Source organism: Streptomyces roseicoloratus, assembly GCF_004117935.1.
In the GTDB taxonomy this organism is placed as follows: domain Bacteria; phylum Actinomycetota; class Actinomycetes; order Streptomycetales; family Streptomycetaceae; genus Streptomyces; species Streptomyces roseicoloratus.
Map to the genome: position 1 here is coordinate 1 of NZ_SDOY01000106.1, position 21,905 is coordinate 21,905.

Annotated in this window: 20 protein-coding genes; 18 read left to right on the top strand and 2 right to left on the bottom strand. The window is 72.1% G+C overall.

What is annotated here, in order from left to right; genetic code table 11:
- The 4 genes from ESG85_RS11810 to nusB form a co-directional block, all read left to right on the top strand.
- The coding region (locus ESG85_RS11810; protein WP_128978254.1) for an AAA family ATPase at positions 1-674 on the top strand (674 nt) is incomplete at its 5' end.
- A gap of 96 nt (positions 675-770) precedes the next feature.
- Positions 771-1,877, top strand: a complete 1,107-nt coding sequence (locus ESG85_RS11815; RefSeq protein ID WP_128978256.1) for an aminopeptidase P family protein — start codon at positions 771-773, stop codon at positions 1,875-1,877.
- A 48-nt stretch (positions 1,878-1,925) separates the two neighbouring features.
- Entirely contained in the window at positions 1,926-2,492 is a 567-nt protein-coding gene (gene efp / locus ESG85_RS11820; protein WP_128978258.1) for an elongation factor P, read from the top strand.
- A 2-nt stretch (positions 2,493-2,494) separates the two neighbouring features.
- Positions 2,495-2,932 carry a transcription antitermination factor NusB gene (gene nusB, locus ESG85_RS11825; RefSeq protein WP_128978260.1) on the top strand — a complete coding sequence of 146 codons (438 nt, stop codon included), beginning with the start codon at positions 2,495-2,497 and terminating at the stop codon, positions 2,930-2,932.
- Between the two features lie 248 nt (positions 2,933-3,180).
- Here nusB and bldD read toward each other — a convergent pair whose 3' ends face one another.
- Positions 3,181-3,684, bottom strand: coding sequence for a transcriptional regulator BldD (gene bldD / locus ESG85_RS11830; protein ID WP_128978262.1), 504 nt, complete (start codon positions 3,682-3,684; stop codon positions 3,181-3,183).
- A 248-nt stretch (positions 3,685-3,932) separates the two neighbouring features.
- Between bldD and pyrR the strand changes: the two genes are divergently transcribed.
- The 14 genes from pyrR (at position 3,933) to ESG85_RS11900 (ending at position 20,472) form a co-directional block, all read left to right on the top strand.
- Positions 3,933-4,496 carry a bifunctional pyr operon transcriptional regulator/uracil phosphoribosyltransferase PyrR gene (gene pyrR / locus ESG85_RS11835; RefSeq protein ID WP_128978264.1) on the top strand — a complete coding sequence of 188 codons (564 nt, stop codon included), beginning with the start codon at positions 3,933-3,935 and terminating at the stop codon, positions 4,494-4,496.
- 96 nt (positions 4,497-4,592) lie between these two features.
- Positions 4,593-5,564, top strand: a complete 972-nt coding sequence (locus ESG85_RS11840; RefSeq protein WP_128978266.1) for an aspartate carbamoyltransferase catalytic subunit — start codon at positions 4,593-4,595, stop codon at positions 5,562-5,564.
- Between the two features lie 5 nt (positions 5,565-5,569).
- On the top strand, positions 5,570-6,856 hold the full coding sequence (locus ESG85_RS11845) for a dihydroorotase (protein ID WP_128978268.1): 1,287 nt from the start codon (positions 5,570-5,572) through the stop codon (positions 6,854-6,856).
- On the top strand, positions 6,853-7,422 hold the full coding sequence (locus ESG85_RS11850) for a PH-like domain-containing protein (protein WP_128978270.1): 570 nt from the start codon (positions 6,853-6,855) through the stop codon (positions 7,420-7,422). The genes ESG85_RS11845 and ESG85_RS11850 overlap by 4 nt, the downstream gene beginning before the upstream one ends.
- Positions 7,419-8,561 carry a glutamine-hydrolyzing carbamoyl-phosphate synthase small subunit gene (gene carA / locus ESG85_RS11855; RefSeq protein WP_128978272.1) on the top strand — a complete coding sequence of 381 codons (1,143 nt, stop codon included), beginning with the start codon at positions 7,419-7,421 and terminating at the stop codon, positions 8,559-8,561. The genes ESG85_RS11850 and carA overlap by 4 nt, the downstream gene beginning before the upstream one ends.
- Positions 8,554-11,862, top strand: a complete 3,309-nt coding sequence (carB, locus tag ESG85_RS11860) for a carbamoyl-phosphate synthase large subunit (RefSeq protein WP_128978274.1) — start codon at positions 8,554-8,556, stop codon at positions 11,860-11,862. The genes carA and carB overlap by 8 nt, the downstream gene beginning before the upstream one ends.
- A 55-nt stretch (positions 11,863-11,917) precedes the next feature.
- Positions 11,918-13,030 (top strand): quinone-dependent dihydroorotate dehydrogenase, encoded by a 1,113-nt coding sequence (locus ESG85_RS11865; RefSeq protein ID WP_128978276.1) that lies wholly within the window; start codon positions 11,918-11,920, stop codon positions 13,028-13,030.
- Entirely contained in the window at positions 13,027-13,863 is an 837-nt protein-coding gene (gene pyrF, locus ESG85_RS11870; RefSeq protein WP_128978278.1) for an orotidine-5'-phosphate decarboxylase, read from the top strand. Before ESG85_RS11865 ends, pyrF begins: the two co-directional genes overlap by 4 nt.
- Before the next feature lie 333 nt (positions 13,864-14,196).
- Positions 14,197-14,520, top strand: a complete 324-nt coding sequence (locus ESG85_RS11875) for an integration host factor (RefSeq protein ID WP_128978280.1) — start codon at positions 14,197-14,199, stop codon at positions 14,518-14,520.
- 61 nt (positions 14,521-14,581) lie between these two features.
- Positions 14,582-15,145 (top strand): guanylate kinase, encoded by a 564-nt coding sequence (gene gmk / locus ESG85_RS11880; RefSeq protein ID WP_128978282.1) that lies wholly within the window; start codon positions 14,582-14,584, stop codon positions 15,143-15,145.
- 28 nt (positions 15,146-15,173) lie between these two features.
- Positions 15,174-15,446 carry a DNA-directed RNA polymerase subunit omega gene (gene rpoZ / locus ESG85_RS11885; protein WP_005319902.1) on the top strand — a complete coding sequence of 91 codons (273 nt, stop codon included), beginning with the start codon at positions 15,174-15,176 and terminating at the stop codon, positions 15,444-15,446.
- Positions 15,447-15,546: 100 nt separating this feature from the next.
- Entirely contained in the window at positions 15,547-16,761 is a 1,215-nt protein-coding gene (gene coaBC / locus ESG85_RS11890; RefSeq protein ID WP_128978284.1) for a bifunctional phosphopantothenoylcysteine decarboxylase/phosphopantothenate--cysteine ligase CoaBC, read from the top strand.
- Between the two features lie 260 nt (positions 16,762-17,021).
- Positions 17,022-18,230 carry a methionine adenosyltransferase gene (metK, locus tag ESG85_RS11895; RefSeq protein ID WP_128978286.1) on the top strand — a complete coding sequence of 403 codons (1,209 nt, stop codon included), beginning with the start codon at positions 17,022-17,024 and terminating at the stop codon, positions 18,228-18,230.
- Positions 18,231-18,324: 94 nt separating this feature from the next.
- Complete coding sequence (locus ESG85_RS11900) at positions 18,325-20,472, top strand: primosomal protein N' (RefSeq protein ID WP_128978288.1); 2,148 nt, start codon at positions 18,325-18,327, stop codon at positions 20,470-20,472.
- Positions 20,473-20,640: 168 nt separating this feature from the next.
- Here the strand turns inward: ESG85_RS11900 and ESG85_RS11905 are convergent, their stop codons facing one another.
- Positions 20,641-21,864, bottom strand: coding sequence for an IS30 family transposase (locus tag ESG85_RS11905; RefSeq protein WP_128977433.1), 1,224 nt, complete (start codon positions 21,862-21,864; stop codon positions 20,641-20,643).
- Positions 21,865-21,905 lie beyond the last annotated feature (41 nt).

A 21,905-nucleotide genomic window follows, 5' to 3' on the forward strand; every position in this document is an offset into this window, starting at 1 on the left:
CCGGCTGGGGCGGGACGCCGGGCGCGCCCGGAGCCCCCGCCGGCGCGCCCGGCGCCCCGGTCAACGGCCAGGTCACCGGACCCATCACCGTGCCGCCCGCGGCGACCGGCACCGGCGGCGCGACCATAGCCGTCCTGCTCATCGGCCCGGCCGGCGCGGGCAAGACGACCGTCGCGCGCCACTGGGCCGGCCGCCGGCCGGTGCCGACGGCCCACATCAGCCTCGACGACGTGCGCGAATGGGTCTGCTCCGGCTTCGCGGACCCCCAGTCCGGATGGAACGAGAACTCCGAGGCCCAGTACCGCCTCGCCCGCCGCACCTGCGGCTTCGCCGCCCGCAACTTCCTCGCCAACGGCATCTCCTGCATCCTCGACGACGCGGTCTTCCCCGACTGGCCGGTCGTCGGCCTCGGCGGCTGGAAGCGCCACGTCGGCCCCGGTCTGCTCCCCGTGGTGCTCCTCCCCGGCCTCGACGTCGTCCTGGAACGGAACGCCGAACGCAGCGGCAACCGCCGCCTCTCGGACGAGGAGGTCGCCGCGATCCACGGCCGGATGGCCGGCTGGTATGGCTCCGGCCTGCCGATCATCGACAACTCCACGTACGACGTGGAGACCACGGCCCGCGTCCTGGACGAGGTCCTGGCCCGCGCGATATCCGGCGCGCCCCCGGCGTGACCGCCAGGGACGCCCGGAGCTGCCGTGCCGCCCCGCCGCAGCCCGGTCGGACCCGTACAACAGGCCGGTGCGGCCGGGCGCTCGTAGGCTCGGAGCATGTCAGAGGTGTATGCGGAACGCCGGGTCCGGCTGCGTGACCGGTGCGGGGCCGCGGGCAGCCCCGCGGCCCTCGTCTCCCGTCCCGCCAATGTCCGCTATCTCACGGGCGGTTCGCCCGCCGGGGCCGTGCTGCTGCTCGGACCCGACGACGACGTCCTGCTGTGCCCCACCCTGCCCGGCGGCGACCCGGCCGACGGACGCGTGGACGAGGTGCTGCGGCAGCTGGTGCTGCCGGCCGGAGGCGGGGATCCGGCGGTCGCGGCCGTGGAGTTCGCCCGCAAGTCCGGCGCGGACGCCCTCGCCGTCGAGGAACACCATCTCACCGTCGCCCGGCACCGGGCGATGGGCTCGGTCGCGCCCGGGCTGCGCCTCGCCGACCTGGCCTGCGCCGTCGAGCAGCTGCGGATCGTCAAGGACGAGGACGAGATCGCCAGCCTGCGGATCGCCGCCGAGATCGCCGACCAGGCGCTCGGAGAGCTCCTGGAGTCGATCCTGGTCGGCCGTACCGAGCGGCACCTCGCCCTGGAGCTGGAGCGTCGGCTCGTCGACCACGGCGCCGACGGGCCGGCCTTCGCCACCTCCGTCGCCACCGGGCCGCACTCCGGCCGGGCCGGGCACCGGCCCACCGACCGCCGGGTCGAGGAGGGCGACTTCCTCTCCGTCTGCCTCGGCGCCAACTATCGCGGCTACCGCTGCGAGATCGGCCGCACCTTCGTCATCGGGACCACCCCCGCCGACTGGCAGATCGAGCTCTACGACCTCGTCTTCGCCGCTCAGCGGGCCGGACGCGAGGCGCTCGCGCCCGGCGCCGAGTACCGCGACGTCGACCGCGCGGCCCGGCAGATCCTCGCCGCCGCGGGTCACGGCGACACGACGACACCCCTCACCGGGCACGGCGTGGGTCTGGAAATCCGCGAGGACCCGCAGCTCGCACCCGCGGCCATGGGTAAACTGGACGCTTGTGTGCCGGTCACCGTCGAACCGGGGGTCCACCTCCCGGGCCGGGGCGGGGTCCGGATCGATGACACGCTCGTCGTGCGCCAGGAGGCGGACGGCGGACCCGAGCTACTCACCATCACGACCAAGGAGCTGCTCGCGCTGTAGCGGCGCGCCCGCCCCCGGTCCCACGTCAGTCCAGGAGATTCCGCAACCGTGGCTTCCACGAACGACCTCAAGAACGGCATGGTGCTCAAGCTCGAAGGCGGCCAGCTCTGGTCCGTCGTCGAGTTCCAGCACGTCAAGCCCGGCAAGGGCCCGGCCTTCGTGCGCACCAAGCTCAAGAACGTGCTGTCCGGCAAGGTCGTCGACAAGACCTTCAACGCCGGCGTGAAGGTCGACACGGCCACCATCGACCGCCGTGACATGCAGTTCTCCTACATGGACGGCGACTACTTCGTCTTCATGGACATGGAGACCTACGACCAGCTGCACGTCGACCGCAAGGCCGTCGGCGACGCCGCCAACTTCCTCATCGAGGGCTTCACCGCCTCCGTGGCGCAGCACGAGGGCGAGGTGCTCTACGTCGAGCTCCCGGCCGCCGTCGAGCTGACCATCCAGCACACCGACCCGGGCGTGCAGGGCGACCGCTCCACCGGTGGCACCAAGCCCGCCACCCTGGAGACCGGCCACGAGATCCAGGTCCCGCTCTTCATCACCACCGGTGAGAAGATCAAGGTCGACACCCGCACCAGCGACTACCTCGGCCGGGTGAACAGCTAACCGTGGCTGCCCGGAGCAAGGCCCGCAGGCGGGCCTTCCAGATCCTGTTCGAGGCCGACCAGCGTGGCACCTCGGTCCAGGAGGTCCTCGCGGACCAGGTCCGGCTCGCCCGTTCGGACGACCGCCAGCCGCCGGTCAACGAGTTCACCATGCAGCTCGTCGAGGGTTACGCCGGCCATGTGGCGCGGATCGACGAGCTCATCGCGACCTACGCGGTCGACTGGGACCTCGACCGGATGCCCGCCGCCGACCGGAACATCGTCCGCCTCGGCGCGTACGAGCTGATCTGGGAGGACGGCACGCCGGACGCCGTCGCGATCGACGAGGCGGTGCAGCTCGCCAAGGAGTTCTCCACGGACGACTCCCCGACCTTCGTCAACGGTCTGCTCGCGCGCTTCAAGGACCTGAAGCCGCGCCTGCGCCGGGACGCGGACGTCTGAGGCCGTCTCTCCCGTCGGTTCCCGGCAGTCGAAGGGGCCCGCAGCACACGACGTGCGGCGGGCCCCTTCGGCGTCCACGGGCGGCGTACACGCGCGGCCCTCCGACCTGCCCAGGGGCCGCTTCCGCGTGTCCGGGGCGTCCCCTCGGTGTGCGCCGGGGCGGGAGAGCGGTGACGGAAAGCGCCGGGCCCCGGGAGTCGAGGTGACTTCCGGGGCCCGGCGGCACGTTTCTGCTGCGCTGTTCCGCGTCAGTTGTTGTCGTCGTGGGCGACCGCGCGGCGCGCGTCCGCGTCCAGGACGCCCCAGCTGATCAGCTGCTCGGTGAGGACCGAGGGGGACTGGTCGTAGATGACGGCCAGGGTGCGCAGGTCGTCCTGGCGGATCGACAGCACCTTGCCGTTGTAGTCGCCGCGCTGGGACTGGATCGTCGCCGCGTAGCGCTGGAGCGGGCCGGCCTTCTCGGCGGGGACGTGCGCGAGGCGCTCCAGGTCGAGGACCAGCTTCGGCGGGGGCTCGGCGGCGCCGCCGGGGGTCGTGCCCGGCAGCAGCTCCTGCACCGGCACCCCGTAGAAGTCCGCCAGCTCGGCCAGGCGCTGCACCGTCACGGCACGGTCGCCGCGCTCGTACGAGCCGACCACGACCGCCTTCCAGCGGCCCTGGGACTTCTCCTCCACACCGTGGAGGGAAAGGCCCTGCTGGGTGCGGATCGCACGGAGTTTGGCCCCGAGCTGCTTTGCGTATTCGCTGGACATAACGCTCCCGGACGCTGAGACGACGTTGCGGCTGCGCCGCGCGGCTGGTAACTCACTGTGAGGTTACGCAGCGTGACACTCTCCCGTCAAGCCGAATGGCCCCCGCCCGCCCCCCTCCGGGGGACGGCGCCCGGAGTGGCGCCCGGGTGGTGAGCGGGCCGGTCGTCCGCCCCTGGTAAGGTGGACGACGCAGTTCCGACGTCCTTTAAGGTCCGTCCCGTGAGGCGGAGAAGGAGGTCCGTTTTCATATGGACGCCCAGCAGCACAGTGATGCGGCACGGCCCGTTCTCGAGGCCCCCGACATCGCGCGGGTCCTGACCCGCATCGCCCACGAGATCGTCGAGCGCGCCAAGGGCGCCGACGACGTGGTCCTCCTCGGCATTCCCACCCGCGGTGTCTACCTCGCCCGCCGGCTCGCCGAGAAGCTCGAATCCATCACCGGCAGCAAGATCCCGGTCGGCTCCCTCGACATCACCATGTACCGGGACGACCTGCGGCTGAAGCCGGCCCGCGCCATCGGCCGCACCGAGATCCCCGGTGACGGCGTCGACGGCCGCCTCGTCGTCCTCGTCGACGACGTCCTGTTCTCCGGCCGCACGATCCGCGCCGCCCTCGACGCCCTCGGCGACATCGGCCGCCCGCGCGCCGTCCAGCTCGCCGTCCTCGTCGACCGCGGCCACCGCGAGCTGCCCATCCGCGCCGACTACGTCGGCAAGAACCTCCCCACGTCGCTGCGCGAGACGGTCAAGGTCCAGCTCGCGGAGGAGGACGGTCGCGACACCGTGCTGCTCGGCGGCAAGCCCGCCTCCTAGGCACGGCCCGACCGGACCGGCACCCCCGACGGGTCCCCGGGGCACACCCCTGCGCGCCCGCACGCCCTCACCCTCCCACCACGGAGCGAAACCCCGATGATGCGTCACCTCATCTCGGCCGCCGACCTCACCCGCGACGACGCCGTCCAGATCCTCGACACCGCCGAGGAGATGGCCCGGGTGGCCGACCGGCCGATCAAGAAGCTGCCGACCCTGCGCGGCCGCACGATCTGCAACCTCTTCTTCGAGGACTCCACCCGCACCCGGATCTCCTTCGAGGCGGCCGAGAAGCGGCTGTCCGCCGACGTGATCAACTTCGCGGCGAAGGGCTCCAGCGTCTCCAAGGGCGAGTCCCTGAAGGACACCGCGCAGACCCTGGAGGCGATGGGCGTCGACGCCGTCGTCATCCGGCACGGCGCCTCCGGCGCCCCGTACCGCCTGGCCACCTCCGGCTGGATCGACGCGCCCGTCATCAACGCCGGCGACGGCACCCACCAGCACCCCACCCAGGCCCTGCTCGACGCTTTCACGATGCGCCGCCGCCTGGTCGGCCGGGACGCCGGCCTCGGCCAGGACCTGGCCGGCAAGCGCGTCACCATCGTCGGCGACGTGCTGCACAGCCGGGTCGCCCGCTCCAACGTCGACCTGCTGCACACCCTCGGCGCCGAGGTCACCCTGGTGGCCCCGCCCACGCTGGTCCCGGTCGGCGTCGAGCACTGGCCCTGCGAGGTCTCGTACGACCTCGACAGCGTGCTGACGAAGTCCGACGCGGTGATGATGCTGCGTGTGCAGCGCGAGCGGATGAACGCCGCCTTCTTCCCGACCGAGCGCGAGTACTCGCGCCGCTACGGGCTCGACGGCGACCGGATGGCGAGGATGCCCGAGCACGCCATCGTCATGCACCCCGGGCCCATGGTCCGCGGCATGGAGATCACCGCCGAGGTCGCCGACTCCGACCGCTGCACGGTCGTCGAGCAGGTCGCCAACGGCGTCTCCATCCGCATGGCCGTGCTGTACCTGCTGCTCGGCGGCAACGAATCGCAGTCCACTCGTACCGAGGAGAAGTAAGACCCATGAGCAAGATCCTTATCCGCGGTGCGAAGGTACTCGGCGCCGAGGCGCGGGACGTCCTCGTCGACGGCGAGGTCATCGAGGCGGTCGGCACGGACCTCTCCGCCGAGGGCGCCCAGGTGATCGAGGCCGAGGGCAGGATCCTGCTGCCCGGCCTGGTCGACCTGCACACCCACCTGCGCGAGCCCGGCCGCGAGGACTCCGAGACCGTCCTCACCGGCACCCGCGCCGCCGCCTCCGGCGGCTACACGGCCGTCTTCGCCATGGCCAACACCTTCCCCGTCGCCGACACCGCCGGCGTCGTCGAGCAGGTCTACCGGCTCGGCAAGGAGGCCGGCTACTGCGACGTGCAGCCCATCGGCGCCGTCACCGTCGGCCTCGAGGGCAGGAAGCTCGCCGAGCTCGGCGCCATGCACGACTCCGCCGCCGGCGTCACCGTCTTCTCCGACGACGGCAAGTGCGTCGACGACGCCGTGATCATGCGCCGCGCCCTGGAGTACGTGAAGGCCTTCGGCGGCGTCGTCGCCCAGCACGCCCAGGAGCCCCGCCTCACCGAGGGCGCCCAGATGAACGAGGGCGTCGTCTCCGCCGAGCTCGGCCTCGGCGGCTGGCCCGCCGTCGCCGAGGAGTCGATCATCGCCCGCGACGTGCTGCTCGCCGAGCACGTCGGCTCCCGCGTCCACATCTGCCACCTCTCGACCGCCGGCTCCGTCGAGATCGTCCGCTGGGCCAAGTCCCGCGGCATCGACGTCACCGCCGAGGTCACCCCGCACCACCTCCTCCTCACCGACGAGATGGTCCGCAGCTACAACCCGGTCTACAAGGTCAACCCGCCGCTGCGCACCGAGCGCGACGTGATGGCGCTCCGCGAGGCCCTGGCCGACGGCACGATCGACATCGTCGCCACCGACCACGCCCCGCACCCCCACGAGGACAAGGACTGCGAGTGGGCCGCCGCCGCCATGGGCATGGTCGGCCTGGAGACCGCCCTGTCCGTCGTCCAGCACACGATGGTGGAGACCGGACTGCTCGACTGGGCCGGCGTCGCCGACCGGATGTCCGTCGCACCCGCGCGGATCGGGCAGGCCCGCGGCCACGGACGACCCGTCTCGGCTGGTGAGCCCGCCAACCTGACCCTGGTCGATCCGGCATACCGTGGTGTCGTGGACCCCGCCGACTTCGCCTCCCGCAGCCGCAACACCCCCTACGAGGGCCGCGAGCTGCCGGGACGCGTCACCCACACCTTCCTGCGGGGCCGGGCAACGCTCGTCGACGGGAAACTGGCGTGACACCTCTCGTACTCCTCGCGGCCGAACCGAAGTCGGCCGAAGTGACCGACTGGGCCGGCCGGCTCGGCTGGGTGGCCGGACTGCTGCTCTTCGTCGTCTTCGTCTACTGGCTGATGCGCCAGGGATGGAAGTGGCGCGGCAGCCTCCAGTCCGACCTCCCGCCCCTCCCCGAGGTGCCGGAGGCGCCCGGAGCGGCCAGGCTGACGCTCAGCGGCCGCTACCACGGCTCCACCACCGCCGGACAGTGGCTCGACCGGATCGTCGCCCACGGCCTGGGCACCCGCAGCCGCGCCGAGCTCACCCTCACGGACGCCGGGATCAGCGTCGTGCGCCCCGGGGCGAACGACTTCCTGATCCCCGCCGGCGCCCTGCGCGAGGCCCGCCTCGACAAGGGCATCGCCGGCAAGGTCCTCACCGAGGGCGGCCTGCTCGTCGTCACCTGGGCCCACGGCGACAAGCTGCTCGACTCCGGCTTCCGCTCCGACCGGGCCGCCGAGCACGCCGCCTGGGTCGAGGCCCTCACCCACCCGAACACCGCAAGCACGACGGAAGGCATCGCACGATGACAACCTCCACAAGGGGAGCTGCCAAGGTTCCCGCCGTACTCGTCCTGGAGGACGGCCGCATCTTCCGCGGCCGCGCCTACGGGGCCGTGGGGGAGACCTTCGGCGAGGCCGTGTTCTCCACCGGCATGACCGGCTACCAGGAGACCCTCACCGACCCGTCGTACCACCGCCAGGTCGTCGTCATGACCGCCCCGCACGTCGGCAACACCGGCGTCAACGACGAGGACCCCGAGTCCTCCCGCATCTGGGTGGCCGGCTACGTCGTCCGCGACCCCGCCCGCGTCCCCTCCAACTGGCGCGCCCGGCGCTCCCTCGACGAGGAGCTGCGCCACCAGGGCATCGTCGGCATCCAGGGCGTCGACACCCGCGCCCTCACCCGCCACCTGCGCGAATGCGGCGCCATGCGCGTCGGCATCTTCTCCGGCAGCGCGCTCCCCGACGAGGGCACCATGCTCGCCGAGGTCCGCCAGCAGGCCGAGATGAAGGGCGCGAACCTCTCCGCCGAGGTCGCCACCAAGGAGCCGTACGTCGTCCCCGCGATCGGCGAGAAGAAGTTCACCGTCGCCGCCGTCGACCTCGGCATCAAGGGCATGACCCCGCACCGGATGGCCGAGCGCGGCATCGAGGTCCACGTGCTGCCCGCCACCGCCACCGCCGAGGACGTCTACGCCGTCAGCCCCGACGGCGTGTTCTTCTCCAACGGCCCCGGCGACCCGGCCACCGCCGACGGCCCCGTCTCCGTCATGCGGGAAGTGCTCAGCCGCAAGACCCCGCTCTTCGGCATCTGCTTCGGCAACCAGATCCTCGGCCGCGCCCTCGGCTTCGGCACCTACAAGCTGAAGTACGGCCACCGCGGCATCAACCAGCCGGTCCAGGACCGCACCACCGGCAAGGTCGAGGTCACCGCGCACAACCACGGCTTCGCCGTCGACGCGCCCCTCGACAAGGTCTCCGACACCCCCTTCGGGCGCGCCGAGGTCTCCCACGTGTGCCTGAACGACAACGTCGTGGAAGGCCTCCAGCTGCTCGACCAGCCGGCCTTCTCCGTCCAGTACCACCCCGAGGCGGCCGCGGGCCCGCACGACGCCGCGTACCTCTTCGACCGCTTCGTTTCGCTGATGGAGGCCGAGCGTGCCTAAGCGCACCGATATCCAGTCCGTCCTGGTCATCGGCTCCGGCCCGATCGTCATCGGCCAGGCCGCCGAATTCGACTACTCCGGCACCCAGGCCTGCCGCGTCCTCAAGTCCGAGGGCCTGCGCGTCATCCTGGTCAACTCCAACCCGGCCACGATCATGACCGACCCGGAGATCGCCGACGCCACCTACGTCGAGCCGATCACCCCGGAGTTCGTCGAGAAGATCATCGCCAAGGAGCGCCCCGACGCCCTCCTGCCCACCCTCGGCGGCCAGACCGCGCTCAACACCGCGATCTCCATGCACGAGCAGGGCGTCCTGGAGAAGTACAACGTCGAGCTGATCGGCGCCAACGTCGAGGCGATCAACAAGGGCGAGGACCGCGACCTCTTCAAGGAGGTCGTCGAGGAGGTCCGCCGCAAGATCGGCCACGGCGAGTCCGCACGCTCGGTCATCTGCCACTCCATGGACGACGTCCTCGAGGGCGTCGAGACGCTCGGCGGCTACCCCGTCGTCGTCCGCCCGTCCTTCACCATGGGCGGCGCCGGCTCCGGCTTCGCCCACGACGAGGAGGAGCTGCGCCGCATCGCCGGCCAGGGCCTCACGCTCTCCCCGACCACCGAGGTGCTCCTGGAGGAGTCCATCCTCGGCTGGAAGGAGTACGAGCTGGAGCTGATGCGCGACAAGAACGACAACGTCGTGGTCGTCTGCTCCATCGAGAACTTCGACCCCATGGGCGTGCACACCGGCGACTCGATCACCGTCGCCCCGGCGATGACCCTCACCGACCGCGAGTACCAGCGCCTGCGCGACATCGGCATCGCGATCATCCGCGAGGTCGGCGTCGACACCGGCGGCTGCAACATCCAGTTCGCGGTGAACCCGGTCGACGGCCGCATCATCGTCATCGAGATGAACCCGCGCGTCTCCCGCTCCTCGGCCCTCGCCTCCAAGGCCACCGGCTTCCCGATCGCCAAGATCGCCGCGAAGCTCGCCGTCGGCTACACGCTGGACGAGATCCCGAACGACATCACCGAGAAGACCCCGGCCTCCTTCGAGCCGACCCTCGACTACGTCGTCGTCAAGGCCCCGCGCTTCGCCTTCGAGAAGTTCCCGTCCGCCGACTCCACGCTGACCACGACCATGAAGTCGGTCGGCGAGGCCATGGCGATCGGCCGCAACTTCACCGAGGCCCTCCAGAAGGCCCTGCGCTCCCTGGAGAAGAAGGGCTCGCAGTTCGCCTTCACCGGCGAGCCCGGCGACAAGGCCGAGCTCCTGGAGCAGGCGGTCCGCCCGACCGACGGCCGCATCAACACGGTCATGCAGGCCATCCGCGCCGGCGCCACCCAGGAGGAGGTGTTCGAGGCCACCAAGATCGACCCGTGGTTCGTCGACCAGCTCTTCCTGATCAAGGAGCTCGCCGACGAGCTCGCCGCGGCCGAGAAGCTCGACCCGGAGCTGCTCGCCGAGGCCAAGCGCCACGGCTTCTCCGACGCCCAGATCGCCGACATCCGCGGCCTGCGCGAGGACGTCGTCCGCGAGGTCCGGCACGCCCTCGGCGTCCGCCCGGTCTACAAGACGGTCGACACCTGCGCCGCCGAGTTCGCCGCGAAGACCCCGTACTTCTACTCGTCCTACGACGAGGAGACCGAGGTCGCGCCGCGCGAGAAGCCCGCGGTGATCATCCTGGGCTCCGGCCCGAACCGCATCGGCCAGGGCATCGAGTTCGACTACTCCTGCGTCCACGCCTCCTTCGCGCTCAGCGACGCGGGCTACGAGACCGTGATGGTCAACTGCAACCCGGAGACCGTCTCCACCGACTACGACACCTCCGACCGGCTGTACTTCGAGCCGCTGACGCTCGAGGACGTCCTGGAGATCGTCCACGCCGAGCAGCTGGCCGGCCCACTCGCCGGCGTCGTCGTCCAGCTCGGCGGCCAGACCCCGCTGGGCCTCGCCCAGGCGCTCAAGGACAACGGCGTGCCGGTCGTCGGCACCTCCCCGGAGGCCATCCACGCCGCCGAGGACCGCGGCGCCTTCGGCCAGGTGCTCGCCGAGGCCGGCCTGCCCGCGCCGAAGCACGGCACCGCCACCACCTTCGCCGGCGCCAAGGCCATCGCCGACGAGATCGGCTACCCGGTCCTGGTCCGCCCCTCGTACGTGCTCGGCGGCCGCGGCATGGAGATCGTCTACGACGAGGCGCGCCTGGAGGCGTACATCGCCGAGTCCACCGAGATCTCCCCGACCCGCCCGGTGCTCGTCGACCGCTTCCTCGACGACGCGATCGAGATCGACGTCGACGCGCTCTACGACGGCCACGAGCTCTACCTCGGCGGCGTCATGGAGCACATCGAGGAGGCCGGCATCCACTCCGGCGACTCGGCCTGCGCCCTGCCCCCGATCACCCTCGGCGGCTTCGACATCAAGCGCCTGCGCGCCTCCACCGAGGCCATCGCCAAGGGCGTCGGCGTCCGCGGTCTGATCAACATCCAGTTCGCGATGGCCGGCGACATCCTGTACGTCCTCGAGGCCAACCCGCGCGCCTCCCGCACCGTCCCCTTCACCTCGAAGGCGACCGCGGTGCCGCTCGCGAAGGCCGCCGCCCGCATCTCGCTCGGCGCCACCATCGCCGAGCTGCGCGAGGAGGGCCTGCTGCCGAAGACCGGCGACGGCGGCGAGCTGCCGCTGGACGCGCCGATCTCCGTCAAGGAGGCCGTCATGCCGTGGACCCGCTTCCGCGACATCCACGGCCGCGGTGTGGACACCGTCCTCGGCCCGGAGATGCGCTCCACCGGCGAGGTCATGGGCATCGACTCGGTCTTCGGCACGGCGTACGCCAAGTCGCAGGCCGGCGCCTACGGCCCGCTGCCCACCAAGGGACGCGCCTTCATCTCGGTCGCCAACCGCGACAAGCGCTCGATGATCTTCCCGGCCCGTGAGCTGGTCGCCCACGGTTTCGAGCTGCTCGCCACCTCCGGCACGGCCGAGGTCCTCAAGCGCAACGGCATCAACGCCACGGTCGTCCGCAAGCAGTCCGAGGGCGAGGGCCCGAACGGCGAGAAGACGATCGTCCAGCTCATCCACGACGGCCAGGTCGACCTGATCGTCAACACCCCGTACGGCACCGGCGGCCGCCTCGACGGTTACGAGATCCGTACGGCGGCGGTGGCCCGCTCCGTCCCGTGCCTGACCACGGTCCAGGCGCTGGCGGCGGCGGTCCAGGGCATCGACGCGCTCAACCACGGCGACGTGGGCGTCCGCTCGCTCCAGGAACACGCGGCGCACCTGACCGCGGCCCGCGACTAGCAGCCCACAAGGGGGACACCGGAAACGGTGTCCCCCTCTTGCTGAGGACACCTCCATGTACAAGTTCTTCTTCCGCCTCGTCTTCCAGCGCATGGACCCCGAGGAGGCCCACTACCTGGCCTTCCGCTGGATCCGGTTCGCCGCCCGCGTCCCCGTGCTCCGCACCTTCGTCGCGGCCGTCCTCGCGCCCCGCCACAAGGAGCTCCGCACCGAGGCCCTGGGCCTGCGCATGCACGGCCCCTTCGGCCTCGCCGCCGGCTTCGACAAGAACGCGATCGCCATCGACGGCATGGCCATGCTGGGCTTCGACCACGTCGAGATCGGCACCGTCACCGGCGAGGCGCAGCCCGGCAACCCCAGGAAGCGCCTGTTCCGGCTCGTCCCGGACCGCGCCCTGATCAACCGCATGGGCTTCAACAACGAGGGCTCCGCCGCCGTCGCCGCCCGTCTGGGCGCCCGCACCCCCGTCTTCAGGACGGTCGTGGGCGTCAACATCGGCAAGACCAAGGTCGTCCCCGAGGAGGAGGCCGCCGCCGACTACGTGAAGTCCACCGAGCGGCTGGCCCGGCACGCCGACTACCTCGTCGTCAACGTCTCCTCGCCGAACACCCCGGGCCTGCGCAACCTCCAGGCCACCGAGTCGCTGCGGCCGCTGCTCACCGCCGTCCGCGAGGCCGCCGACCGGTCCGTGCCCGGCCGCCGGGTGCCGCTCCTGGTGAAGATCGCCCCCGACCTCGCCGACGAGGACGTGGACGCCGTCGCGGACCTCGCCCTGGAGCTCGGCCTCGACGGGATCATCGCCACCAACACCACCATCGCCCGCGAGGGCCTGGGCCTGACGTCCGACCCGGCCCTGGTCAAGGAGACCGGCGGCCTGTCCGGCGCCCCGGTCAAGCAGCGCTCCCTGGAGGTGCTGCGCCGCCTCTACGCGCGCGTGGGCGACCGCATCGTCCTCGTGGGCGTCGGCGGCATCGAGAACGCCGAGGACGCCTGGCAGCGCATCCTCGCCGGCGCCACCCTGATCCAGGGCTACAGCGCCTTCATCTACGAGGGTCCGTTCTACGCCCGCGCCATCCACAAGGGGCTGGCCGCCCGCCTCGCGGCCTCCCCGTACGCCACCCTCGCCGAGGCCGTCGGCGCCGACCACCGAAAGGCCACCACCCGATGACCCTCTCCTTCGGCAACCGTCTGCGCTCCGCCATGGACGAGCGCGGCCCGCTGTGCGTGGGCATCGACCCGCACGCCTCCCTGCTGGACTCCTGGGGCCTGCCCGACACCATCGAGGGCCTGGAGCGCTTCACCTTCACGGTCGTCGAGGCCCTCGCCGAGACGGTCGCCGTGTTCAAGCCGCAGGCCGCCTTCTTCGAGCGCTTCGGCTCGCGCGGCGTGGCCGTCCTGGAGCGCGCCGTCGCCGACCTGCGGGCGGCGGGCGGCCTGGTCGTGATGGACGCCAAGCGCGGCGACATCGGCTCCACCATGGCCGCCTACGCGGAGGCCTTCCTGCGCAAGGACTCGCCGCTCTTCTCCGACGCGCTCACGGTCTCCCCGTACCTCGGCTACGGCTCGCTGAAGCCGGCCGTGGACCTGGCGCGGGAGTCCGGCGCGGGGCTCTTCGTCCTGGCGCTGACCTCCAACCCGGAGGGCGCGGAGGTCCAGCGGGCCGTCCGCGAGGACGGGCGGACCGTCGGCGCGACGATGCTGGCCCACCTCGCGGCGGAGAACGCGGGGGAGAGCCCGATGGGCTCCTTCGGCGCGGTGGTCGGCGCCACCCTCGGCGACCTGTCCGCCTTCGACCTGGACATCAACGGGCCGCTGCTCGCCCCCGGCATCGGTGCCCAGGGCGCGACCGCGGCAGACCTCCCGGCGGTCTTCGGCGCGGCGGTCCGCAACGTCGTCCCGAACGTCAGCCGCGGGGTCCTCAGGGAAGGGCCGGACGGGGTCGCGCTGCGGGCCGCGGCGGAACGTTACGCGAACGAGATCAGGGAGGCCGTGGGCGTCTGAGGCGCTCCGAGGCACCCGAAGGGCCGATTTCGGCGGGTTCTCGCCAATCCGCAGGTCGGGCGGCGTGTCCCCGCCGTCTCACTCCTTGACAAAAGTTGACCCAAAACAGCGTCGTTATGCCGGAAATGTCCTGGTCGGTCGATGCTGACCAGGACTTTTCGTCTGTTCTCGCTGACTCCAGCGGTCTTGGCCGCTAGTCTCCGGGACAGAGTCGGCGTTCGGCGTACTCGCGTCGGTCGTTGCTCCACTGGTGTGGGGTGTGCTCCGTTCGCGCGGAGCGTGCAGCTTGCACCGGTCCGTATCCGACAGTTCGACATCCGAGGTGACGTAGGCGTGGCTCTTCCGCCCCTTACCCCTGAACAGCGCGCAGCCGCGCTCGAAAAGGCCGCCGCGGCTCGCCGGGAGCGGGCCGAGGTCAAGAATCGACTCAAGCACTCCGGCGCCTCCCTGCACGACGTCATCGCGCAGGGGCAGACCAACGACGTCATCGGCAAGATGAAGGTCTCGGCCCTGCTCGAGTCCCTGCCGGGCGTGGGCAAGGTCCGCGCCAAGCAGATCATGGAGCGGCTCGGCATCTCCGAGAGCCGTCGGGTCCGTGGCCTCGGCTCCAACCAGATCGCTTCCCTGGAGCGTGAGTTCGGCGGCGCCGGCGCCTGAGGCGCCCGGGCCTGGACCCGTGCGGTCCCGGGCACACCGGTAATGCTGGAATAATCGCTGCATGGCAGCAGAAGCACGTCCGCGGCTGACCGTGCTCTCCGGCCCCTCCGGGGTGGGCAAGAGCACGGTCGTCGCTCATATGCGCAAGGTCCACCCCGAGGTCTGGCTCTCGGTGTCGGCCACGACACGGAAGCCGCGACCCGGTGAGCAGCACGGTGTCCAGTACTTCTTCGTCACGGACGACGAGTTCGACAAGCTGGTCGCCAACGGCGAGCTGCTGGAGTGGGCCGAGTTCGCGGGCAACCGCTACGGCACCCCGCGCCGCGCGGTCCTCGACCGGCTGGAGGCCGGCGAGCTCGTGCTCCTGGAGATCGACCTCCAGGGCGCCCGGCAGGTCAAGGAGTCCATGGCCGACGCCCAGCTGGTCTTCCTGGCCCCGCCGAGCTGGGAGGAGCTGGTCCGCCGGCTCACCGGCCGCGGCACCGAGTCGCCCGAGGTGATCGAGCGCAGGCTGCAGGCCGCGAAGGTCGAGCTGGCCGCCGAGTCGGAGTTCGACACCACGCTCGTCAACACCTCGGTCGAGGACGTCGCGCGTGAGCTGCTAGCCTTGATGGCAGTTTCCTGATCTTTTTCCCCCTGTCGGAAGGTAGAGCGTGTCCTCTTCCATCACCGCGCCCGAGGGCATCATCAACCCGCCGATCGATGAGCTGCTCGAGGCCACGGACTCGAAGTACAGCCTCGTGATCTACGCGGCCAAGCGCGCCCGTCAGATCAACGCGTACTACTCCCAGCTCGGCGAGGGCCTGCTGGAGTACGTCGGTCCGCTGGTGGACACCCACGTCCACGAGAAGCCGCTCTCGATCGCGCTGCGCGAGATCAACGCGGGCCTGCTGACCTCCGAGGCCATCGAGGGCCCGGCGCAGTAAGCAACAGAACAACGCTCGTCACCACGGGCCCGGCGGAACATCCGCCGGGCCCGTGGTGTCTCATGGAGTCGTACGCAGCCGAGTGCGGGAGTGAGCAGTGGTGACCAAGCCGAAGGTCGTTCTGGGCGTCAGCGGCGGGATCGCCGCCTACAAGGCCTGCGAGCTGCTGCGGCGGCTCACGGAGTCCGGCCACGACGTGCGCGTCGTCCCGACCGACTCGGCCCTGCACTTCGTCGGCGCCGCCACCTGGTCGGCGCTGTCCGGCAACCCGGTCTCCACCGAGGTGTGGGAGACGGTCCACGAGGTGCCGCACGTGCGCATCGGGCAGGCCGCCGACCTCGTCGTCGTCGCCCCCGCCACCGCCGACATGCTGGCCAAGGCCGCCCACGGCCTCGCCGACGACCTGCTCACCAACACCCTGCTCACCGCCCGCTGTCCGGTGGTCTTCGCGCCGGCCATGCACACCGAGATGTGGGAGCACCCGGCCACCCAGGAGAACGTGGCCACCCTGCGCCGCCGCGGCGCCGTGGTCGTCGAGCCCGCCGTCGGCCGGCTCACCGGCGTCGACACCGGCAAGGGCCGGCTGCCCGATCCGGGGGAGATCTTCGAGATCTGCCGTCGCGTCCTGGCCCGCGGCGTCACGGCCCCCGACCTCGCGGGCCGCCACGTCGTGATCAGCGCCGGCGGCACCCGTGAGCCGCTCGACCCGGTCCGCTACCTCGGCAACCGCTCCTCCGGCAAGCAGGGCTACGCCCTCGCCAAGGCCGCCGCGGCCCGCGGCGCCCGGGTCACCCTGATCGAGGCCAACACCGGCCTGCCCGACCCGGCGGGCGTGGACGTCGTCCGGGTCGGCACCGCCGTCCAGCTGCGCGAGGCGGTCCTGAAGGCCGCGGCCGACGCCGACGCGGTGGTCATGGCGGCGGCGGTCGCCGACTTCCGGCCGGCGGCCTACGCCCCCGGGAAGATCAAGAAGACCGACGACGGCGGTGCCCCGACGATCGAACTGGTCCGCAATCCGGACGTCCTCGCGGAGATCTCCGCCGACCGCGCGCTGCCCGGCCAGGTCGTGGTCGGCTTCGCCGCCGAGACGGACGACGTCCTCGCCAACGGCCGCCTGAAGCTGCGCCGCAAGGGCTGCGACCTGCTCGTCGTCAACGAGGTGGGCGAGCGCAAGACCTTCGGCTCGGAGGAGAACGAGGCCGTGGTCCTCGCCGCCGACGGTGCCGAGACCGCCGTGCCGTACGGACCGAAGGAAGCGCTGGCGGAGACGGTGTGGGACCTGGTCCTGCCCCGGCTGCGTCCCCTCTCCGGGTGATTCCGGGAGATCCGGGAGATTCCGGCAGAACGCCGCCCCGCGTCCGGAACGAGCCCCCGCGGGCCCGGTAAGTTCCGCAAACTCGGACAAAGGGCCAGCTCGGAGCCTTGATCGCCACGCAGATCACGTCATCGACCGGCCGGGAACCTGGCCACATGCCCGATCGTGACCGATAGACTGTTCTCGGAACGTCGCGGGGCGCAGCCCCCTGCCGGTCCGTAAACGATCAGCCAGCAGCCGCTGCAACCCCAGGGAGCGTTGTGTCCCGTCGTCTGTTCACCTCGGAGTCCGTGACCGAGGGTCACCCCGACAAGATCGCTGACCAGATCAGCGACACCATCCTCGACGCGCTGCTCAAGGAGGACCCCACCTCCCGTGTCGCCGTCGAGACGCTGATCACGACCGGCCTCGTGCACGTCGCGGGTGAGGTCACCACCAAGGCCTGGGCCGACATCCCGACCCTCGTCCGCAACAAGATCCTCGACATCGGGTACGACTCCTCGAAGAAGGGCTTCGACGGCGCGTCCTGCGGCGTCTCGGTCTCCATCGGGTCGCAGTCCCCGGACATCGCGCAGGGCGTCGACACGGCCTACGAGTCCCGCGTCGAGGGCGACGAGGACGAGCTCGACAAGCAGGGCGCCGGCGACCAGGGCCTGATGTTCGGCTACGCGTCGGACGAGACCCCGGAGCTCATGCCGCTCCCGATCCACCTGGCGCACCGGCTCTCCCGCCGCCTCACCGAGGTCCGCAAGAACGGGACCATCCCGTACCTGCGCCCCGACGGCAAGACCCAGGTCACCATCGAGTACGACGGCGACAAGGCCGTCCGTCTCGACACCGTGGTCGTCTCCTCGCAGCACGCCTCGGACATCGACCTCGAGTCGCTGCTCGCGCCCGACATCCGCGAGTTCGTCGTCGAGCACGTCCTGAAGGAGCTCGTCGAGGACGGCATCAAGCTCGACACGGACGGCTACCGCCTGCTGGTCAACCCGACCGGCCGCTTCGAGATCGGCGGCCCGATGGGCGACGCCGGCCTCACCGGCCGCAAGATCATCATCGACACCTACGGCGGCATGGCCCGCCACGGCGGCGGCGCCTTCTCCGGCAAGGACCCGTCGAAGGTCGACCGCTCCGCCGCCTACGCCATGCGCTGGGTCGCCAAGAACGTCGTCGCCGCGGGCCTCGCCTCCCGCTGCGAGGTGCAGGTCGCGTACGCGATCGGCAAGGCCGAGCCCGTCGGCCTCTTCGTCGAGACCTTCGGCACCCACACCGTCGAGACCGAGAAGATCGAGCACGCCATCGCCGAGGTCTTCGACCTCCGCCCGGCCGCGATCATCCGCGACCTCGACCTGCTCCGCCCGATCTACTCCCAGACCGCCGCCTACGGCCACTTCGGCCGCGAGCTGCCGGACTTCACCTGGGAGCGCACGGACCGCGTGGACGCCCTGAAGGCGGCCGCGGGCCTGTAAGCCCGGGAACCGACCGAAGGCCCGGCACCCTCAGGGGTGCCGGGCCTTCGGCGTGCCGGAGCCACTGTCGGTGCCGTCTGGTAGGTATGGGGCTGTGAGCAGCGAGGACGAGAAGGGCGGGGGGCACGAGGGGCCGGGGGAGCCCGAGCAGCTCGCGCTCATCCGGGAGACCGTGCGGAAGGCCAAGGTGCCGCGGGCCAAGCCGCGGACCTGGCGCGGGGCCGCGCTCGCCAAGGAGCTGCCCGTCGCACGGGTCGTGGTGAACAAGGGCGTGCTCCACCTCGACCAGTTCTTCGACTACGCCGTGCCCGAGGAGCTGGACGCCGCCGCGCGGCCCGGCGTGCGGGTGCGGGTGCGTTTCGGCGCCGGGGCCCACCAGGTGCGGGGCGGGCGGCGCGAGGGCGGGCGGCTCATCGACGGGTTCCTCGTCGAGCGGCGGGCCGAATCGGACTACTCCGGGCCGCTCGCCGCGCTCGCCGACGTCGTCTCGCCCGAGCCCGTGCTCGGCCCCGAGCTGCTGGGGCTCGCCCGGGCCGTCGCCGACCGGTACGCCGGAAGCCTCGCCGACGTGCTCCAGCTCGCCGTGCCGCCGCGCAACGCCCGCGCCGAGAGCAGGCCCTCGCCCGAGCCGCTGCCGTCGCCGGCCGCGCCCGCCGCGGGCAGCTGGGCGCGCTACGAGCGGGGCGCCGCGTTCCTGGAGTCGCTGGCCCGCGGCGGAGTGCCGCGCGCCGTGTGGAACGCGCTGCCCGGGCCGCACTGGGCCGAGGAGATCGCCCGCGCCGTCGCCGCGACCCTCGCGTCCGGGCGTGGCGCCCTCGTCGTCGTCCCCGACGGGCGGGCCGCCGACCGCGTCGACGCCGCCCTGACCGGGCTGCTCGGCGAGGGGCGGCACGCGCTGCTCACCGCCGAGGCCGGACCCGAGAAGCGGTACGCGCAGTGGCTCGCCGTCCGGCGCGGTGCCGTCCGGGCGGTCGTCGGCACCAGGGCGGCGATGTTCGCGCCCGTACGGGACCTCGGGCTCGCCGTCATCTGGGACGACGGCGACACCAGCCACAGCGAACCGCACGCCCCGCAGCCGCACGCCCGCGACGTCCTGCTGCTGCGCGCCGCCCACGACCGCTGCGCCTTCCTGCTCGGCTCCACCAGCTGCACCGTCGAGGCCGCCCAGCTCGTGGGCTCCGGCTGGGCCCAGCCGCTCGTCGCCGGCCGCGACCAGGTGCGGGCCGCCGCTCCCCTGGTGCGGACCGTCGGCGACACCGACCTCGCCCGCGACGAGGCCGCCCGCGCGGCCCGGCTGCCCACCCTCGCCTGGCAGGTGGTGCGCGAGGGCCTGAAGTCCGGGCCGGTGCTCGTCCAGGTGCCGCGCCGGGGTTACGTACCGCGGCTCGCTTGTGAGCGCTGCCGGACGCCCGCCCGCTGCCGGCACTGCTCCGGACCGCTGGAGGCGCCCGAGCAGCGGGAACTGCACTGCGGCTGGTGCGGGCGCGGCGCTCCCGGCTGGCACTGCGAGGCGTGCGGCTCCACCCGGCTGCGCGCCCAGGTGGTGGGCGCCCGGCGCACGGCCGAGGAACTGGGCCGGGCCTTCCCCGCCGTGCCCGTCCGCACCTCCGGACGCGACCACGTCCTGGACCGGGTCCCGGACCGGCCCGCACTCGTGGTGAGCACCCCGGGCGCCGAGCCGGTGGCCGAGGGCGGCTACGCGGCCGCGCTGCTCCTCGACGGCTGGGCCATGCTCGGCCGCCCCGACCTGCGGGCCGGAGAGGAGGCCCTGCGCCGCTGGATCGACGCCGCGTCGCTGGTCCGGGGCCAGGGTGACGGCGGAACCGTGGTCGTCGTCGCCGAGCCCACGCTGCGGCCCGTGCAGGCCCTGGTGCGCTGGGACCCCGTCGGGCACGCCCAGCGCGAGCTGGCCGAGCGGGCCGAGCTGGGCTTTCCGCCCGTCTCGCGCATGGCCGCCGTGTCCGGAACGCCGGATGCCCTCGCGGCCTTCCTCGCCGGTGCCGAACTGCCCCGGGACGCCGAGATCCTGGGACCCGTACCGCTGCCCGTGACCCGGCCCGGCGGTCCCCGCCGCCCCGGCGACACCCCACCGGGCGAGCAGTGGGACCGCGCGCTGATCCGCGTACCGCCGGGCAGCGGGGCCGCGCTCGCCACCGCCCTGAAGCGGGCGCAGGCCTCACGACTGGCCCGCGGCGGCGGCGAGCCGGTGCGGGTGCGCGTGGACCCGCCGGACATCGGCTGACGGGAGGACGACCGGCGCCGCGACGCATGCGTGGGCCGGCCGGCCGGCGCGCGGGTACGCCGGTTCGCCGGAGGCGCGGGCGCCGCGACCCGTCCGCGCGCCCCCGCGCGAAGGGCCGCCGGCATGGTGGCGGTTTCTAGGGGTCGTCGCAACACGTGGTCGTGTTGGTCAGGCCGCGAGTAGTTTATGCAGGCGCTCGGCCGGGGTTTCCCAGCCGAGCGTTTTGCGTGGGCGGCGGTTGAGCTGGTCGGCGACGGCGGCCAGGTGCTCGGGGTCGTGGACGGACAGGTCGGTGCCTTTGGGGAAGTACTGCCGCAGCAGGCCGTTGGTGTTCTCGTTCGAGCCGCGCTGCCAGGGGCTGGCGGGGTCGCAGAAGTAGACCGGGATGTCGGTGGCGAGGGTGAACTGCGCGTGGCGGGCCATCTCGCTGCCCTGGTCCCAGGTCAGGGACCGCATCAGCTGGGCGGGCAGGGTCTGGACGGTGGCGGTCAGGGCAGTCAGGACGGCCTCGGCTCCGTGGTCGCCGGGCAGGTGCAGGAGCATGACGTAGCGGGTGGCGCGTTCGACCAGGGTGCCGATCGCGGACCTGCCGTCCTTGCCGATGATCAGGTCGCCCTCCCAGTGGCCGGGAACGGCCCGGTCCTCCACCTCGGCGGGCCGTTCGCTGATCATCACCATCGGGGTGGTGAAACGCGGCTGGCGGCAGTTCGCCTGCCGCTGGGGTCTGCGGCGGGCCCGCCCGGAGCGCAGGGCGCCGGCCAGCTCGCGCCGCAGCTGACCCCTGCCCTGGACATAAAGTGCCTGATAGACGGTCTCGTGGACCACGTGCATCTCCGGCCGCTGGGGGAACTGTGTCCGCAGAGCGTGGCATATCTGCTCCGGGCTCCACTTCTCGTCCAGCATCGTCTGGACGGCGTCCCGCAGCTCGGGGTTCCGGAGGATCTTGCGGGGCTTGGGGCGGGGACGGCGGGCGTCGGCGCGGGCCTGGGCGGCGTGCGGGCGGTAGTGCCACTGGCCGCGTGTGCCGTCGGTGCGGTTGCGGCGGATCTCCCGGCTGACCGTGGACGGACTTCGGCCCAGCTCCGCGGCGATCGCCCGTACCGTGGCCTTCTCCCGCAGCCGGTCCGCGATGTGGATCCGCTCGTCCTCGCTCAGGTATCGGGACGGACCGGAAGCCGGCACCACCAGATTGATCGGTGGTACCGGCTTCCGGTTGCGTTCCCCGGAGCGGCCGTTGCGCCACTTCCGACCGGTCCGCTCATCGATGCCGACAATCCGGCACGCTTCGGTGTTGCTGTATCCCTGCCGCACGAGCCGGGAGTATGCCTCCCGCTCCCGGGACAACTTCTTACGCCCCTGCGGTGTCCGGTCCGCTCGGATCTGGAAGTCCATCGCACCCCTTGAACTGGGGTGTTGCGACAACCACTAGAACC

Coding starts and splice junctions, on each gene's coding strand:
- ESG85_RS11865 (WP_128978276.1), top strand. CDS start 11,918: ATGTACAAGTTCTTCTTCCGCCTCGTCTTCCAGCGCATGGACCCCGAG.
- gmk (WP_128978282.1), top strand. CDS start 14,582: ATGGCAGCAGAAGCACGTCCGCGGCTGACCGTGCTCTCCGGCCCCTCC.
- pyrF (WP_128978278.1), top strand. CDS start 13,027: ATGACCCTCTCCTTCGGCAACCGTCTGCGCTCCGCCATGGACGAGCGC.
- ESG85_RS11905 (WP_128977433.1), bottom strand. CDS start 21,864: ATGGACTTCCAGATCCGAGCGGACCGGACACCGCAGGGGCGTAAGAAG.
- ESG85_RS11845 (WP_128978268.1), top strand. CDS start 5,570: ATGAGCAAGATCCTTATCCGCGGTGCGAAGGTACTCGGCGCCGAGGCG.
- ESG85_RS11815 (WP_128978256.1), top strand. CDS start 771: ATGTCAGAGGTGTATGCGGAACGCCGGGTCCGGCTGCGTGACCGGTGC.
- bldD (WP_128978262.1), bottom strand. CDS start 3,684: ATGTCCAGCGAATACGCAAAGCAGCTCGGGGCCAAACTCCGTGCGATC.
- carA (WP_128978272.1), top strand. CDS start 7,419: ATGACAACCTCCACAAGGGGAGCTGCCAAGGTTCCCGCCGTACTCGTC.
- pyrR (WP_128978264.1), top strand. CDS start 3,933: ATGGACGCCCAGCAGCACAGTGATGCGGCACGGCCCGTTCTCGAGGCC.
- ESG85_RS11840 (WP_128978266.1), top strand. CDS start 4,593: ATGATGCGTCACCTCATCTCGGCCGCCGACCTCACCCGCGACGACGCC.